The sequence below is a fragment of the Halomonas sp. A40-4 genome (assembly GCF_015767635.1).
GTDB lineage: Bacteria > Pseudomonadota > Gammaproteobacteria > Pseudomonadales > Halomonadaceae > Vreelandella > Vreelandella janggokensis.
The window spans coordinates 2,175,760-2,191,211 of sequence record NZ_CP065230.1 but is presented as its reverse complement, the minus strand read 5'-3'; the positions used below and the strand labels follow the sequence as shown (position 1 = coordinate 2,191,211).

15 protein-coding genes are annotated in these 15,452 nt (G+C 55.3%); 8 read left to right on the top strand and 7 right to left on the bottom strand.

From position 1 onward, the window contains the following. Nucleotides 1-110 precede the first annotated feature (110 nt). Nucleotides 111-905, top strand: coding sequence for a 2OG-Fe dioxygenase family protein (locus tag IT895_RS10250; RefSeq protein WP_199283405.1), 795 nt, complete (start codon nt 111-113; stop codon nt 903-905). A 110-nt stretch (nt 906-1,015) separates the two neighbouring features. On the opposite strand, the gene IT895_RS10245 is transcribed toward IT895_RS10250, so the two are convergent. Both IT895_RS10245 and IT895_RS10240 read right to left on the bottom strand, forming a co-directional pair. Next, nucleotides 1,016-2,380: a DegQ family serine endoprotease gene (locus IT895_RS10245; RefSeq protein WP_199285452.1), complete on the bottom strand. Its 1,365-nt coding sequence runs from the start codon at nt 2,378-2,380 to the stop codon at nt 1,016-1,018. A gap of 152 nt (nt 2,381-2,532) precedes the next feature. Beyond that, nucleotides 2,533-4,764 (bottom strand): glycosyltransferase, encoded by a 2,232-nt coding sequence (locus tag IT895_RS10240; RefSeq protein WP_199283404.1) that lies wholly within the window; start codon nt 4,762-4,764, stop codon nt 2,533-2,535. 117 nt (nt 4,765-4,881) lie between these two features. Here IT895_RS10240 and IT895_RS10235 point away from each other — a divergent pair, with 117 nt between their 5' ends. After that, nucleotides 4,882-5,562, top strand: coding sequence for a TVP38/TMEM64 family protein (locus IT895_RS10235; RefSeq protein WP_199283403.1), 681 nt, complete (start codon nt 4,882-4,884; stop codon nt 5,560-5,562). A 90-nt stretch (nt 5,563-5,652) separates the two neighbouring features. Here IT895_RS10235 and IT895_RS10230 read toward each other — a convergent pair whose 3' ends face one another. Further along, nucleotides 5,653-5,877 (bottom strand): amphi-Trp domain-containing protein, encoded by a 225-nt coding sequence (locus IT895_RS10230; protein WP_085918741.1) that lies wholly within the window; start codon nt 5,875-5,877, stop codon nt 5,653-5,655. A 206-nt stretch (nt 5,878-6,083) separates the two neighbouring features. Here IT895_RS10230 and IT895_RS10225 point away from each other — a divergent pair, with 206 nt between their 5' ends. The 4 genes from IT895_RS10225 (at nt 6,084) to IT895_RS10210 (ending at nt 10,253) form a co-directional block, all read left to right on the top strand. Beyond that, the gene (locus tag IT895_RS10225) at nt 6,084-7,121 is read left to right on the top strand and encodes a hypothetical protein (protein WP_199283402.1); all 1,038 of its coding nucleotides are present in this window, start codon (nt 6,084-6,086) and stop codon (nt 7,119-7,121) included. 18 nt (nt 7,122-7,139) lie between these two features. Then, complete coding sequence (locus IT895_RS10220; RefSeq protein WP_085918739.1) at nt 7,140-7,946, top strand: M48 family metallopeptidase; 807 nt, start codon at nt 7,140-7,142, stop codon at nt 7,944-7,946. A 131-nt stretch (nt 7,947-8,077) separates the two neighbouring features. Further along, nucleotides 8,078-9,052 carry a calcium/sodium antiporter gene (locus tag IT895_RS10215; protein ID WP_199283401.1) on the top strand — a complete coding sequence of 325 codons (975 nt, stop codon included), beginning with the start codon at nt 8,078-8,080 and terminating at the stop codon, nt 9,050-9,052. A gap of 88 nt (nt 9,053-9,140) precedes the next feature. Further along, nucleotides 9,141-10,253, top strand: coding sequence for a mechanosensitive ion channel family protein (locus tag IT895_RS10210; protein WP_199283400.1), 1,113 nt, complete (start codon nt 9,141-9,143; stop codon nt 10,251-10,253). An 84-nt stretch (nt 10,254-10,337) separates the two neighbouring features. Here IT895_RS10210 and IT895_RS10205 read toward each other — a convergent pair whose 3' ends face one another. Both IT895_RS10205 and IT895_RS10200 read right to left on the bottom strand, forming a co-directional pair. Continuing rightward, entirely contained in the window at nt 10,338-10,586 is a 249-nt protein-coding gene (locus IT895_RS10205) for a hypothetical protein (protein ID WP_199283399.1), read from the bottom strand. 21 nt (nt 10,587-10,607) lie between these two features. Continuing rightward, the gene (locus IT895_RS10200) at nt 10,608-11,141 is read right to left on the bottom strand and encodes an invasion associated locus B family protein (protein WP_085918737.1); all 534 of its coding nucleotides are present in this window, start codon (nt 11,139-11,141) and stop codon (nt 10,608-10,610) included. Nucleotides 11,142-11,632: 491 nt separating this feature from the next. Here IT895_RS10200 and IT895_RS10195 point away from each other — a divergent pair, with 491 nt between their 5' ends. Continuing rightward, nucleotides 11,633-12,763 (top strand): putative sulfate/molybdate transporter, encoded by a 1,131-nt coding sequence (locus IT895_RS10195; RefSeq protein ID WP_199283398.1) that lies wholly within the window; start codon nt 11,633-11,635, stop codon nt 12,761-12,763. Between the two features lie 89 nt (nt 12,764-12,852). On the opposite strand, the gene IT895_RS10190 is transcribed toward IT895_RS10195, so the two are convergent. Next, nucleotides 12,853-13,281 (bottom strand): TOBE domain-containing protein, encoded by a 429-nt coding sequence (locus tag IT895_RS10190; protein ID WP_199283397.1) that lies wholly within the window; start codon nt 13,279-13,281, stop codon nt 12,853-12,855. A 211-nt stretch (nt 13,282-13,492) separates the two neighbouring features. Here IT895_RS10190 and IT895_RS19600 point away from each other — a divergent pair, with 211 nt between their 5' ends. Then, nucleotides 13,493-13,687 carry an ATP-binding protein gene (locus IT895_RS19600; RefSeq protein ID WP_442786534.1) on the top strand — a complete coding sequence of 65 codons (195 nt, stop codon included), beginning with the start codon at nt 13,493-13,495 and terminating at the stop codon, nt 13,685-13,687. Here the strand turns inward: IT895_RS19600 and IT895_RS10185 are convergent. Next, nucleotides 13,682-14,995 carry a DUF2254 domain-containing protein gene (locus IT895_RS10185; RefSeq protein WP_199283396.1) on the bottom strand — a complete coding sequence of 438 codons (1,314 nt, stop codon included), beginning with the start codon at nt 14,993-14,995 and terminating at the stop codon, nt 13,682-13,684. The two genes, IT895_RS19600 and IT895_RS10185, sit on opposite strands and share 6 nt — an antisense overlap. Nucleotides 14,996-15,452: the final 457 nt, after the last annotated feature.

Sequence of the window (15,452 nt, the reverse complement as noted above, 5' to 3'; positions counted from 1 at the left end):
TACATTTTTTTGACATATCGTTGCAAATCTTTTCATTTTCTTCCTGTTGACCGCAGTGTTTACACCGGCAACACCGGGCAATTCCGCCCAGTTAACAGGAGAAGACCCACATGAAACTCGATACTCTGAAGCACGGTTTCGACCCCACCTCCATGCCTGCCGATTCACTTGCCGATTATTGGAATCCGGGAGTGACCGAGGCACTGAGACAACAGGATTGGGCGAAAACCGATATTCGGGAGCGAATCGATCTGACCGCCTGGCAGGGATTTACCGCTGACCTGCCGCGCGATCCCTATGTCAATCAGCGATGGAAACGGATGTCGTGGCTTGCCCTGAATGATCAGGGAGATGTCGAGGATATGGGCCAATGCCCCATGGCCCAGGGAGGGGCCTTCAACGACGCGGAAAGCATGGCGGATCGTCTGCGGTACTATGATCCGCTGACTCGGGAGTTCATGGGACGCCCCGATGTAAAGGCCTTCGTTCGCGCCTGGGCAAGGCTGTGGAGTATCGGTGCGCACGAACCCATTCTGATGCAGATCACCGGGGTTCGCGGAGAAGGCAACATCGACCCCCTTCAGGGACAGGGAATTCATGCTGATGGCTGCAAGGCTCTCAGCATTCTGGTCATCAATCGGGAAAACGTGGCGGGCGCTGAGAACCACCTCTACGCAGACAAGGCCGGCACGCAACCCTTGGTCGATATCACCATGGATCCGGGTGATATCCTTCATCTGCGCGATGATCGGCTATTCCACAGTGTCGACGGAATCGAACAGCTCGACAGCGAGGCACCCTTCGAGCGGTTCATCATCATCATCAACAGCCGCTTCGTGGACGACTTCCAGAACCGGATGCTGCGTCGCCACTTCCCGGAAGCGGTCCTCAATGAGAGCTGCTGATACTCTCGGTAAATGGAGAACCTAGCAATACCCACGCCCCCGGAATTCCGGGGGCGTCTTGGTTGTGCGCCAGGCAGAACGAACCTGGGTGAATTTTCTCTCAGCCGTGATCAGTCATCGTTGCCAAATCGTATGGCCACAAAGTAGGCGCGGCCTTCGCGGTTGAGCAGAACAGGCAGCGTTTGATCGTCAGGCAGATTTGTCAGCATTGTCTTCAGCTGGCCTGGGCTCTCAATCGGCTGCTGGCCGATGCTGACCAGAACGTCTCCGGGGCGAATGCCAGCGGCTGCGGCGCGGCCGGTCGGGTCGACCCTGGCAATGCGTACCCCATGATCGATGCCGAGCCGACGTTTCTCCATGTCGTTCAACGGCTGGACAGCGATACCCAGTCGAAGCGGATCGCCGTCTGATTGATGAGGACCGGCATTCGGCCACTCGCCAACCTCTACGGTGATGGTCTCATTCTGGCCATCGCGCAATACGGAGAGTTCGACGACGTCACCGGGTGCTGTCTCACCGACCAGGCGTGGCAGTGTAGTGGAGTGGTCCACCTCCTGGCCGTTGACCTCCAGTATGACGTCGCCTGCCTGAAGGCCACTGTCAGCCGCTGGGCCGCTGGGTTCGAGTTCGGCGATCAAGGCGCCCTCGGCCTGTTCCATACCGAAGGATTCTGCCAGGTCCTTGGACACTGGCTGGATGCTGACGCCGAGCCAACCGCGACTCACATAGCCGTCTTCACGCAATTGTTGGGCAACATCCATTGCCACATCGATGGGAATGGCGAAGGAAAGGCCCATGTAACCACCACTTCGGGTGATGATCTGGGAATTGATACCCACGACTTCGCCATCCAGGTTGAACAGAGGTCCGCCTGAATTGCCGGGGTTGATCGCCACGTCGGTCTGGATGAAGGGAACATAGACGTCCTGAGGCAAGGTGCGGTTGATGGCGCTGATGATGCCGGAGGTCACAGAGTGGTCGAAGCCAAAGGGCGAGCCGATAGCGGCGACCCACTGACCGACCTTGAGGTCGGTAGACTCACCTAGGTTCAGGGTGGGCAGGTTGTCTGCCTCGACCTTGAGAACCGCCACGTCGGTCTTCTCATCGGCTCCGACCAACTCTGCCTCAAGCTGGCGGCGGTCGTTGAGGCGTACCAGAATCTTGTCGGCATCCTTGACGACATGGGCGTTGGTCATGATGTAGCCGTCTTCATCGAAGATGAAGCCCGACCCCAGCGATCGACGCGGCTCGTCTCCATGGTCGGGTGAGCCGCCTGGCGGCGTCGGAAAACGGTCGCCAAAGAAGTGGCGAAAGATCTCCGGGACCTCTTGCCCGCCGAATTGCCGGGATGAGGTCATCGTCCTATCGACATCGCGAGTGGTCGAGATGTTGACCACGGCAGGCGCGGCAGTGTCGACCAACTCCGTAAAGTCCGGAAGCTGAGGTTCGTCGGCAAAGGCTGGCGTTGCCAACATCAGCAATAGCGCTAAGCCTATCAGCCAGTAGGGCGATTGGGGTTTGAGCGTCACGACTGGCTCCTTTCTTTCAAGTGCATGGAACATGACAGCATTTTTGTTACAGCGGCCACTTTATAAAGTTCCTTACACTAGTGTCGGGACTTGCACGATTAATCAGCATGTGACTTACGTCGTGCTTCGATCACGTAGCGGTAAACACGTAGCACTGCTGCGGCAAACTGCTCGATACGGTGTTCGGCGGCACAGTGCGAGGCTTGCTCACTCATGCGTGCTTTTAATTTATCGTCGCTGAGCAGGGTGTCGATACGGTCGCACCAAGCCTGAGGGTCGGGGGCGGTTTTGTAGCCGTTAACCCCGTGCTGAACGATATCCTCGATGCCGCTGGAGCGGATCACCACTACCGGCAGTCCCGCGGCCATGGCTTCGAGTACCACCATGCCTTGCGTTTCCGAGCGGGAAGCGAAGACGAAAAGCTCGGCCAGGTGGCAGTAGCATGCTACTTCGTCGGGAGGGACGGCCCCAACCAACGTAATGTGCTTGCTAAGGCCTAACGCTTCAATTCGTGCCTGCAATCGCTCGTGGTCGTGACCCTCCCCAAGCAGTAGCAGGTGAAAGTCGTGCTCACTGCTGTCGCGTAAAAGCGCTAAACCATCGAGCATAAAGTCGATGTTCTTCTCTTTGCTCAGGCGTGAAATTGATACCAGCACGCGTTTGCCTTCAAGCCGGTAGCGTTGGCGTAGCGTGTCGATCGCGGCGCTGTCAGCGGTGGCAAAACGTGCGTATTCGATCCCCGTCGGCTGGACAAAGATCGGTTGCTTGACGCCGATAATACGCATGTACTCCTCGGCGGAGCTGGTAGGAACAATCACCGCATCGCAGCCGTTGGCAAAGCGCTTCACCAGGGCGTGGGAAATCAAGTTGCGAAACAACGGCCCTGGTAGTGGCACATAGTGAGCGTAGTGCTCCAAGCGGGTGTGGTAGGTGTAAACCACGGGCACTCTCAATAACCGACCCAACAGCTGACCGGCGCGGCCGATCCAGAACGGGTGGTGAACGTGAATCACCTGTGGAGCAAAGGCGCGCACACGCTTAACCAAACGCCAAGAGAAAATGTTAGCCAGGCGAAACTCTTTGTGGCGGCCCATTGGCAACAGCGAGGCCAGGCGCAGTACATCGGCTTCCTCATTGGGAGGCTGATGGGGGTAGCCCGGGGCGACGACCAAGACGCTATTACGAAGCTCTGTTAAACCGCGTTTTAAGCGCTCAACCGATATCGGTACGCCACCGATAAATGGCAGGTAGTTATTGGTAAACATGGCCACGTGAAGTGGCATATCACCACCGGCATCCGGGTCAATATCAAAGTCAGGGTAGTAATCCTGCTCGGTGAAAATCCGCTTGTATAACCAGAGCGCGATGGCAATGAACGTGGAAACGATCAAGATGAAGTTCAGGTAGCCAACGTAAAACAGTGAGTAGATAAAAAACCATAAACTTTCCAGCGTGCGCCAGATCGGGTGCTGGCCAATATCCAGGCGCCGTTCGCTAATCTGGATGTCATCGCCGTCAACGCTGACGGAGACAAAGTGATGGTAGCTCTCGTCATCATTGAGCACTAATCCGCCGGCACCGCCGGTGGTGATATAAGTAGTGCCACCATGTTGCTGACGGTCAAACAGCGGCACCTGGGAAGAGAACACTGCATCCACGTCGGCCTGCTCGATCTGGCGGGTCAACCCTTGGCGCGCGGGATTCTCAAGGTGATAGTCATGGTCATCGTCCAGGCCGAACAGCCCTGCATGGTCCACCGGGTAGAGTGGGTGGGCACTGAAAAGAAACTGATTGGGTTCGCGCTTTGCGGCAAGTACTTCATCAAGCCATCGTATTTGCCAGCCAAAGTCGGTGGTGCCGGTGCTGTCAAGAAAGGTGAACCGGCTTTTCCCTGCGGCAAAACTAAAGTGATAGGGGCCGAAGTGGTCGTAAAAGCGAAAGCCACCGAGCCGACTTTCCTCATGGGGGCCGAAGGTTAGCAGGTATGGCATTTCCAAATAACTGAGGGTGCCAAACAGTGCGCGGTATTTGTCCTCGCCACCGCTGGCGACAGCATTGCCAGCGGAGATGATAAAGTCATAGCCCTCGCGATTCAGGCGAGGGATAATTTTGCGCTCAAAAATGCCCACCGAGTTGTTAATGTTGCCCAGCACAGCAAAACGGTAGGTATCACGTTCGGTAAGCATCGACTCAATGGCGTTGACCTGGGCAGCGTGAGCACTGGCAAAGTCCTGCTCAAAAAAATTCAGGTAAGCTTTGTAACCCAGCAGTGCAGCAATAAGGGCAAGGTTGAGATAGAAAAACCACGAAATGAGTCGCTGGCGGGGCACTCGGAGTGTCTCCTGGCTGGGTGGGTAACAGGGGCGATAAGCTGACACAAACGTGCCCGCGCGTCGACAACCCAATATTTTACCCTGTTGGCAATTGGATTTGAGGAGAAAAAGCGGATGGTGCGTCCCGTCACAATAGCGCTAAGTGTTCTAGCATTGCTGCTTGCACTCGGCGGGTTATGGCAATGGCTGACGGTCAATGACGTTGTGACAGTCAATGGCCTCCGTGCGTGGGTAGCCGCATCCCCTCAGTGGCGAGATTCTTCTTGGGTGTTTGTGCTGGTGACGATCGTCTATGTGATCGCCCTTTTGGTGATGTTTCCACTGAGTATCCTGGTGGCCGTCACCGGTTTGATCTTCGGTCCGGTATGGGGGTTTGTTTATGCGACGATGGGGACGCTGGCGTCGTCGGTAGTGTCGTATGCTGTAGGGCATCGCCTGGGACGCGAGGCGTTGCTGAACCATGGCGGCAAGCACATGAAGGGGCTTTCGCACTACCTGTCCCGTCGTGGCATCCGTGCAATGACGCTGATTAACCTGCTCCCATTGGCACCTTTTACCCTTACCAATATGATGGCGGGGGCCTTTCACATCAAGTTTCGCGATTACATGGTCGGTTCAACCCTGGGCATTGTGCCAGGGCTCGCAGCCGTCACCTTGTTGGGCAGCCAGCTTGGTGCGCTTGTGACGGCCAGTGACTCCCGCGATGTCATGTTGTCGCTGGTCGGCCTGGGGCTTGGCATCCTGCTGCTATTTGCGCTGCGACAATACTCCCGGCGCAAATCGCGAACGCGCTAGCGGCTTGCTGTGACTCAGTCGACAATAACCAGCGCCGCTTCGGCCGACGCCAAGCAAATTCTCGCCATCATGTCAGGTGACTACCAGTCGCTATTCATGATGCCATTTGATCTGAAACTCTATTTCTTCTTCATCATCTGAGCGTTCGTGCTCGATGGTGAACGCCGCTCGGACGGGAACGTAAATACGCTCGCCTGCAATCTGAATATCGAAACGTTCGCCGTTCTCGATGGAATCCGCCAACCGCCGCAGCTTGGCCACAAAGTCTGCTTTCGAGTAGCCTTTTTCTACATCCCTTTCTTCTTTAGTGCTCATTTAACGCTCCTCGGGTCAGTCGTTATTGCCAGTACGTATCGGTAAGTCGCTTGATTTCCAGCATAACAGGCCATACGTAGTTGGTAATGTGCGACGTAAGGCAAACGCGGCAGCGACGAAACTTTTCCAGAGCTTCTGGGACACGCGACGCCGACGTTAAGGTCTAGGCTTCGCTCCACTTTTGGCAGTTGTAAGGATCATACACCATGACGCACGCGACCATTCTACAGCAAGGAACTATCCACTGCTTTCCCGCTGGGTTGCGCGATGAGCAAGGAAAACTGGTCAATGCCGAGGTCTCCGCGGTGCTCTATGACGGCAAAAGGCTGATTCTGGCCAGTGACAAGCCGGTCCCCGGCGAGGAACGCTCGGCGGTCTTTGCCATGCCGATGACGGCACAAGGCCCGGATGACAGCCAACTGGAATACTACACAGCGCCGCTGGTCAAGCAGGCTGTCAAGTACGAGGATTTATCCCTCACGGCGGATGGCCGTCACGTACTGGCAACCACAGGCTTTGATCGAATCGACAGTGAAAGCCATGTCCTGAACGACTATAACCATTTATTGATTTGGCCGCTGGGCGAACCTGAAAAAGTGCAGGCAGTAGACCCCGACCCACGGGATGGCGTCGAAGGCTCCCTGGAACTGCGCACCAAGCTCGATGAGGCCGTTGGCTTCCCTTATTACAAGGTTGAGGGGCTTGCTGCGGTACCTGGAGAGCGCGGCGATGGCCTGTTGTTGTTCGGCATTCGCGAACAGGGGCGGGCGCATGATGACTTCCGTTACGTAAGCCGTATCGTGGGCGCTCATTACGAGATTAGCGACACTGGTAACCTGGTGTTTATCGATAAAATGCGCGAGCACTACGCCTTTGATCCCGGCCATCACCCGGCGGTTCGTTATGACTGCGGTTTATCGAGCCTGGAGTATGATCCCTACCATGCACGCCTTTACCTGCTTAACAGCTTCGAGGTGAAGGAAGCCGGGGAAGAACGCATCGGCGGTTACCTGTGGGAGGTTAGCCTGGGCGATTTTCGAGCGGGCAGCAGCCCGGCACTAGTGACCACGCCTGAGGGACTGCCCTTGGAGTTCGAGCACAAGGCTGAGGGGCTTGCCGTACTGGATCATGATCGACTGTTTGTTGCTTACGACAACGATCGGCATCTCGGTCTAGGCAGCGTGGATGAGCGTGATGAACGACATGCCTGCGAGGCGCCCTATACTCTCCTGCAGGTTACCTGATCCTTGGCGAGGCCGTTGATGCGTCTGCGATTCCCGTTACACCTGCTGTTCATATTGCAGCTGGCACTTCTGGCTGGTTGCGATGAGACGCCAACAGGGCGTTCCCAACTGGCATTGGTGCCCGAAAACCTGATGGCACAGATGGGGGAGGACACCTTCGACCAGTTACTCAATCGCCAGCCAGTATCACGCGATACGCAGGTGAATGAACTGGTACAGTGTGTGGCTGACAAAGTCGTGGCGGGCGCTGAGGCAAGCTACCCAGGGCTCGCTTTCCCTGAGCGCTGGGACGTTGTCGTCTTTGAGGACTCTTCTCCCAACGCCTTTGCTCTCCCTGGGGGGCGCATCGGTGTGCATACCGGTTTACTTCGAGTGGCCGAGACACCCGCGCAACTCGCGGCGGTGATCGGACACGAGGTAGGCCATGTGCTGGCTGACCATGGTAATGAGCGATTGACCCAGCAACTCGGCATCAAGGCTGGGCTTTTGGTCGTAGGATTACTGGGTGAGGGTGAGCTGGGGCATCAGCAGTTGATGCAGGCTTTGGGCATCGGCGCCCAGATCGGCATCAGTCTGCCGTTCAGCCGGACCCATGAGGAAGAAGCCGACCTGATGGGGCTGGCGATCATGGCCCGTTCGGGGTTTGACCCGCAAGAGAGCGTTGCGCTGTGGCGCAATATGGCCGCTACCGGTGGAGGTCAGCCTCCAGAGTTTCTTTCGACTCATCCCGCTCACGAATCTCGTATCAAGGTGCTCGAAACGTCCATGGATGAAGCGTTGGCAACCTACGAGAATGCCTCGCCTGCAGACTGTTCCACATCGTGAGGATCCAGATAATCTGCCATCCTGTCTCTTCAGCTATCTGATACGACATTCCGACCATGACGACGATAAAGATACCGACATCTGACGGGCTGGTTACAAACAGTGCCCTTTACAACGATTGAGGAGACGTAGTGATCTTACCGATTCTGGCCATCATCCTGGGGTTTGTCCTGCTCCTGTGGAGCGCTGACCGCTTCATCGATGGTGCCTCGGCGGTAGCCGGGCACATCGGGTTGCCTTCTTTGGTGATCGGCATGGTCATCGTCGGGTTCGGCACGTCGGCACCCGAGATCGTCGTGTCCATCATGGCGGCCCTGGACGGGAATCCTGAACTGGCCCTCGGCAATGCGCTGGGATCCAATATCTACAACGTTGGCCTGATCATCGGAGTAACGGCGCTGATCGTGCCGATTGCGGTGCATTCGACGATCATCCGTCGTGAGTTGCCGTTGCTATTGCTGTTTGGAGCCGTGGCAGGGGCATTCTTCTGGAATGATCAACTTGGCCGATTGGAGTCGGTGTTGCTACTGATGGGGTTCTTCGGCCTGATGGCCTGGACGACCTGGGCAGCCCTGCGTGGCAAGGGTGATCCATTAGCCGTCGAGACTGAACAGGAACTCTCTTCGCATGCCATGACACTTGGCCGAGCCATCCTGTGGCTCCTGGTTGGTCTGGCGCTGCTGTTGGTGAGCTCGCGGATGCTGGTGTGGGGGGCTGTCTCCGTGGCGAGTGCCCTGGGCGTTAGTGATCTCATCATCGGACTAACGATCGTGGCGCTTGGTACCTCGCTGCCGGAGTTGGCATCGTCGATCGCCGCGGTTCGCAAGGGGGAGCACGATATTGCCATTGGCAATGTCGTGGGTTCCTGCATGTTCAATCTATTGGCAGTGGTCGGTATCGCTGGTGTTATCGCACCGATGGAGGCACTTTCAGCGGAGGTCATGCTCCGCGACTGGCCGGTGATGATGGCCATGGTAGTAGGCCTGTTCATCATGGGCTTTGGAATTCGCGGCAAGGGGCGGATCAATCGAATTGAGGCGAGTCTGCTACTGCTGGGGTTAGTGGCCTACAACGGCTGGCTGGTCAATGCTGTGATGACTGTCTGATCGAGTCGCGTAATGGCGCCCCGTTAATGTCCAGGCTAGAACGCTGCCATACACGGCTGAGCCAACAGTCGACCAATGAAGGAAGGCAATGCTGAAAACTTTGGAAGCGGGTTTACAGGCCTGGATGTTGCCGGGCATTTTGACGTTGCTTGCCGTGATAGCCAGTTACGTCCTCTACCGGCTGACACTAGCGGTGATCCGGCACTTTTCGAAACGGCGAACCGTCCCCCGACTGTTTCTGGATGCGGTTGACAAGGCGCTGGGCTTGGTTATCAGCCTGCTGGTACTCAGGGCTATGCTTGATGGCGCTCCGGATGGCCTGCTGCTCTTGAGTCCGTTGAAGCAGATGGTCACTTTGCTACTGATTCTGTCACTGACGTGGGCTGCCGTTCGCCTTACTTCTGTCATTGGCGACGTTATCGTGTTTCTGAACCCGGTATTGGAAGGACAGTGGAAACGGGCCCGCAAAGTAGAGACACAGACACGCTTCCTGGTCCGTTGCCTGAATGTCCTCGTTGTCATTGTGGGCTTTGGTGCCGCGCTGATGACCTTCGAGCCGGTACAGAAAGTGGGGGCCAGCCTGCTGGCGTCTGCAGGTGTTGGCGGTATTGTCCTGGGTTTTGCTGCACGGCCGGTACTCAGCAACCTGTTATCGGGCATTCAGATTGCGCTCACCCAGCCGTTTCGTATTGATGATGTGCTGATTGTGGAGGGCGAGTGGTGTTGGGTCGAGGAAGTGACTGCAACCTATGTCGTCCTGCGGGTGTGGGACCAGCGTCGGCTTATCGTTCCGTTGCAGTGGTTTATCGAGAACCCTTTCCAGAACTGGTCGCGGAATACAGCGGATTTGCAGGGCGCAGTCTTTATCTGGGTTGATTACACCATGCCCATCGAGCCGCTGCGCCAGGAGTTCTCGCGCTTGCTGGATACGATGAAGCAGTGGGATGGCAAGGTGGCGACGGTTCAGGTGACCGACGCCAATGAACAGGCGATACAGGTCCGCTTCCTTATGAGTGCACCGAACTCCAATCAAAATTGGGACCTGCGATGCTCTATTCGTGAAGGGTTGGTGACATTTATACAGCAGCATTACCCCTCGCAACTGCCTCGCCTTCGGGCGCGATTGGAGGATACTTCTCCGGAGTTTGAGGGCGGCGAAAAACTGAATCGTTCAGGGCCTTCCGGAAGCTCAAAACCTTGAGTTGATGAAGCTTGCCGGTCTCTCGGCTTACATGAAAAGCCTAGGCTCACCACTCGCTACTCCTGTTGCTCCTCCATCACTTTCTCAATCCATTCTAGCCAGGTTTCGGTCAGGCACTGGCCGAGGCTCAGCGTGTGTCAGAGTGCGCTGGGCGGGCGTCAGCGCTTGTGGGTTGCGGTACCACTCCTGCTTAATGTCGGAATAGGTCGCCAGGCGCTCCTTGAACTCCCGGAGAGTGGCGAGCTGTTGGTAACGGGCCTGTTCATCATGGGCTTTGGGGGTCGCGGCAAGGGGGGCAATCGTATCGACGTGCCGGTCCTTATGGACCGGCATTGTCGGGCAAGGCCCCAACGATCAGGGGTTGAGGCGGTTATTGGCGTCGGTAAAGCCGATCAGAGAAATATCCAGGTCCATGCGGTCGCCGCGTGGACCAATCATGCTGAGGGTTGCCGTATTGCCACTGCGGAGTTGCTGCAACATCGACGGCTCAATGGGGGCGTCAGCACGGCACCCTTGCGCCTGGCAGACTTGGTAAGGGAACTGGATTGGCTCACCGTTATCCACACTTAATTGCAAGCCTGCGGCCAGACGCACCCCCAGCGGAACGAAGAAGCTCATTACCGGATCATCGATCTGGGGTGGGTAGTTGAGAATGACCTGCATCAAGGGCTGGTCGCTGCCAGGTTGAGTAACCAATTGCGACATCGCACAAGGCGACGGGCCCTCGGCATTACGCCGGCAACGCACCTCCCAGTCCTGGAAAGACTCGGTGGTGACATCATCACCGGTAGACGTACTCGGTTGTTGTTGGCTGAAGGCGTTGGGAGACAACACCAAGATCGATAATAGACCCATGATGCATAGATTTTGAGCAAGACAGCGCGGCATTAGCTTGATCTCCTGTTGGTTCACGGATGATGGATGATAATACTCACCATGCCTGCTTGTTCGCTTGAGGTCGAGCCCCTTGGGTCAGTGTTGAGCTCAATGACGCTCGAAGCAGTCCTGAATTGTCAGCTAGGCCCGAGGCGTTAAGTTAAAAGTCGAGCAACATTCAGCGAAGTATCCGGCTCAATAAAGTAAGGCACATCGAGGCATTGTGTTCGAATGCCCTTTAGCTGCATTATCTACCTTGATGGTGTTGCATACATTTAACGACGGAAATAATGCAGCTTTATGCATAAAAAGCTTCTGCGTTTCAGTGCTTGAATTCGAACACCTGCCTTCATGAGCTGGCACAAATTCGCTAACACCTCTTGCACTGCCACCGGCTTCCCTGAGCGTGTTCATGACCACGAGCATGTGTAATAGGCGCTTTACAAGCGCCAACAGATGAATCAATTCCAGCCCAGGTAAAGGTGATAACCGAGTAACCCCATATGCCTTCATCGAAAAATCAGTTTTTGAAAGATGCTAGCGGCGCGCTCGGTGATCTAGGCACGTTATTGCCGCTTAGCATAGGTGCTATTGGGGTAGCAGGTTTAGCCCCGATACCTGTTCTGTTGGGATTTGCTGTGTTCTATATTGCAACGGGGCTTTACTATCGCCTGCCTATACCGGTACAGCCCATGAAAGCAGTGTCTGCGGTGCTTCTCACCAGTCAGGTAAGCGCGGAAAGTTTAGCCGCGAGCGGCATACTGATGGGTGTCGTTTTACTGCTATTAGGTTCAACCGGATGGATTAATTGGCTAGCGCGTCTGGTGCCTAGGTCGGTTCTAAGCGGCATCCAGTTAGGGTTAGGGCTATTACTCGCCTATATGAGCATTGGCCTTATTTCCACATCACCGCTGGTTGGTGTTGTCACGTTATCTGTACTGGTTTTAATCTTGCGGACATTGCCACATTTGCCTGCGGCTCTATTGGGGCTTTGTGTGGCAGTAGCCCTCGGCACCTTAATGGAAGCGCCAGGCATTGAACTGGATACAGAGCAGTTTTCTACTTTCTCTCTGCCTGATTTGCTTAGCTTGAGCGTCTGGCGAGAAGGGTTTTCGATATTGGTGTTACCCCAGTTAGCGCTGACCTTCACCAATGCCATTCTGCTGACTTCATTAATGGCGGAGGATTATTTTGGTGCTAAGGCATATCGTGTCACGCCTGCTCGGTTGTCGATGAGTACCGGACTTGCCAACTTTTTTATGGCACTGCTCGGGGCATTACCCATGTGCCATGGCGCGGGTGGTTTGGCGGCTCATTATCGCTTTGGGGCTCGAACTAGCATTGCGCCTGTTTTGCTGGGAATAGGGTTGTTCTTGGTGGCTGTGGTGCCGGGCGGACTCGCGTTGTTAGCTGCCATTCCGACGGCGGGTCTTGGGGCGTTACTGCTAGTGGCGGCCACTGAACTAGCCTTTACAAAGCGTCTTAGGACTGCCAAAGCATCTTGTTGGCCAGTGATCGGCATAACGGCAGTCGTCACGATATGGGCAGACCCTTTTTTAGGACTGCTAACCGGGATGATCGTAGAAGCTACCCGAGCTGTCTGGGGGCGTCGCCAACAGATAGCTCGAAGATAGAAATGTCGCTTTAAAATACAACGAAATGAAAGCGCTGTCGCTGCAATATCAGTTGAGCTGCGACAGGCTTAGCAAGTAGCTAAATCTACTCAAGCAGAAGCGGCTAGAATGATATGCGATGATTTTATGACGGCGGAAGCGTCGACTCCTGGCTTCAGGCCTAGCTCTTCAACGGCATCGCGGGTAACGATTGAGCAGATGCGGCTACCACCTGAAAGTTCGAGTATTACCTCGGCGTTTACGGCCCCATCGCTAACGCTAAGGACTTTTCCATTCAGGCAATTACGGGCGGAGAGGCGAATGCCATCTGACTCGGTCATCAACATTACCCATGGTGCTTTAATAAGCGCAAGGGCTTCAACACCGGGTTCCAGGTTAAGGTTTTTAGCGCTTTCGCAGGTCACGACTGCGACCAATTGCTCACCACCGGCCAGTTCCATGGTGACTTCAGAATTTACAGCACCTTGGTTGACGTTGAGAACGTTACCTTTCAATACGTTGCGCGCACTAATTTTCATTCAAGTCTTCCTTAGGATTTGTTCATTCAATATCAGCGTAAACTAAGTGTTTCGGCAAGGCCAAACAGTGGTCACTTTAACCGCATCCATGACGAAACATAACCGAGTTCGATTCCTGCGACCTCCGTACACTTGTTCCTATCGCCACCCATGGCAAGCATTGTATTAGCTAAAATTAAAATATAGGTTTTGGCCGAAAAAGGCCCGATGCCTGTCTCCAGGTTTTCATGAAAAGCTGAGGACTACCTTACAGCGATCCTGGGAAACACTTCTGAAGTCCGCCGTCTTCCCGGGACATAAACTATTTGAGGGCTGCGACTTCAAGTTCGCTAGCGGCATCCTGCGCAAACCGCTGAACGAGCTGACGAGCCTGGCGTTCGTAGAACGAGTGGAAGACCCGTTATAGTGAGTTTGGTTCTGTTATGGGTGGCAATGCCGAAAACTCAGCAGTTTTGCGCACAGCATCGATATCGTCTTGAAGCGACATGGCGCTTTCTGAACGGGCCAGTGCCATCCTTGAATGTTTTCTGGCGGCCGCCACCATCGCACTGTCACCTGTTCCGGCCAGAGCGAGCAGGGCTTTCTGCAATCGGATCGACACCTCCACCATACCCGCGCCGTCCCGGGCAATTGCCGTAAAAGCATCGTCGAACAGGTCGTCGATCAGCAGTTCTGGCACTGAGATACGGTTATAGGTAATCGCTTGCAACCGGTCTATCTCTACGGGGGATTGCCAAAGGGTAAATAGTCGCACCAGTGTGCCAATCACGTTTATCGCGGTTCCCGGGTCATTGATGCCCGGCGACAGCGCTTTGTCGGCGATTTCGGACAACGCCAGCAGCCCGAAGCGAGGATCATCCTCAAAGGTACGGCTTGAGCCAATTGTGAAGGCACTGGAGAAAGCCTCTGTCTCGAACGCCTTGCATTCTTCGGCGTCTTTAACAATATGAAGCAATGGAAGGTGTGTATGAACAAAGGTACCCGGCAGTACCGCTACTGTTACGTGGCAATTGTGCGCTTCAGCACAGGCTTGTAATGTCTCCAGGTCGATATGCTGGACATAGCCAATTTTCGAAGAACAGGTAGGAATGCCCTTGTCAGCCGCTTGATGCGGGGAGGCTGTCAACGCGCCGAGTGAAGGCGCATGCCGACGGCGGTTCAGTGCGTCGCCTGCGGCCTTTTCCGCTTTCTCGATGGTATTCACCACCTTGCCTAGCCGTGCGATTCTGTCCACCCAACGAACGAATGTGATGATGACAATGGCAAACACCAAAAGCGTCAGTGCAAAGATCGCAAACCGTCCTGCCGCGTCAAACATGTCATTCTGGATGGTTATCAGCGAAACAATACTGAAGATAAAGGCGCCTATAAATGCCGACAATGCGTTCTGGGTAACGTCATCCGCAATCACCAGCGGTATGGAGCGGGGAGTTGCCCCGGTGCTGGCGGATGCATAAGCGGCCACCATGGAGCCCACTGCAAATGTTGCAATCACCAGCATGCTGGACGCCATGATGGTCAGTAGCGATTCGACAGACGCCAGGGTGATATCGGGTAGCACACTCGACAGCCCCATCGTGTCAGCGAGCATGGCGATGAAGGTACCGCCTATAGAAAGCACGCAAAGGAGCAGTGGTTTGACCCAAAGACGCTCGCTAATCCGACTAAAAGCAAAGCGCAGCTTGTCCAGGGTAAACAGCTTTGATTGAGCCATATTTCCATCCTCTGTGGTTAGGCTCAAGGTTCTGAGGCCGACTTGTAAAAATCCAGGCGGCAGGTCCGACGTCGAACCCAGTCGAGCTAACGGCCGCGCATATGCTGTCTTCGTTCTCACGCGCCTGCACCCATCTAGGCAATCCAGAAAACGCCCAGGCGAGAACCTGTATCTGGAGAGTGTACGCCTACTCGAGATGCGGAGGAATACAGCGAGCGCCGCATAAGCGCTGTAAACAGTGCATTCCATCGGCGAGGTATGCCAGGATTGCCGTTTATCCTAGGCAGCGTGCGCTTGCATCTTTCAGGCGCTTAATGGTGGGAATTCACGAGTTGGCCAATGCAGCTGGATATGTGTGGTTTATCTATTTCGTCAGTTGTGTCGACTTGTCGCTCTCGCTGGTCCCAGCGGGCTTCACGGAAGCTGCAAGACGCTGTTTACGATTTCGGGTGGCGCG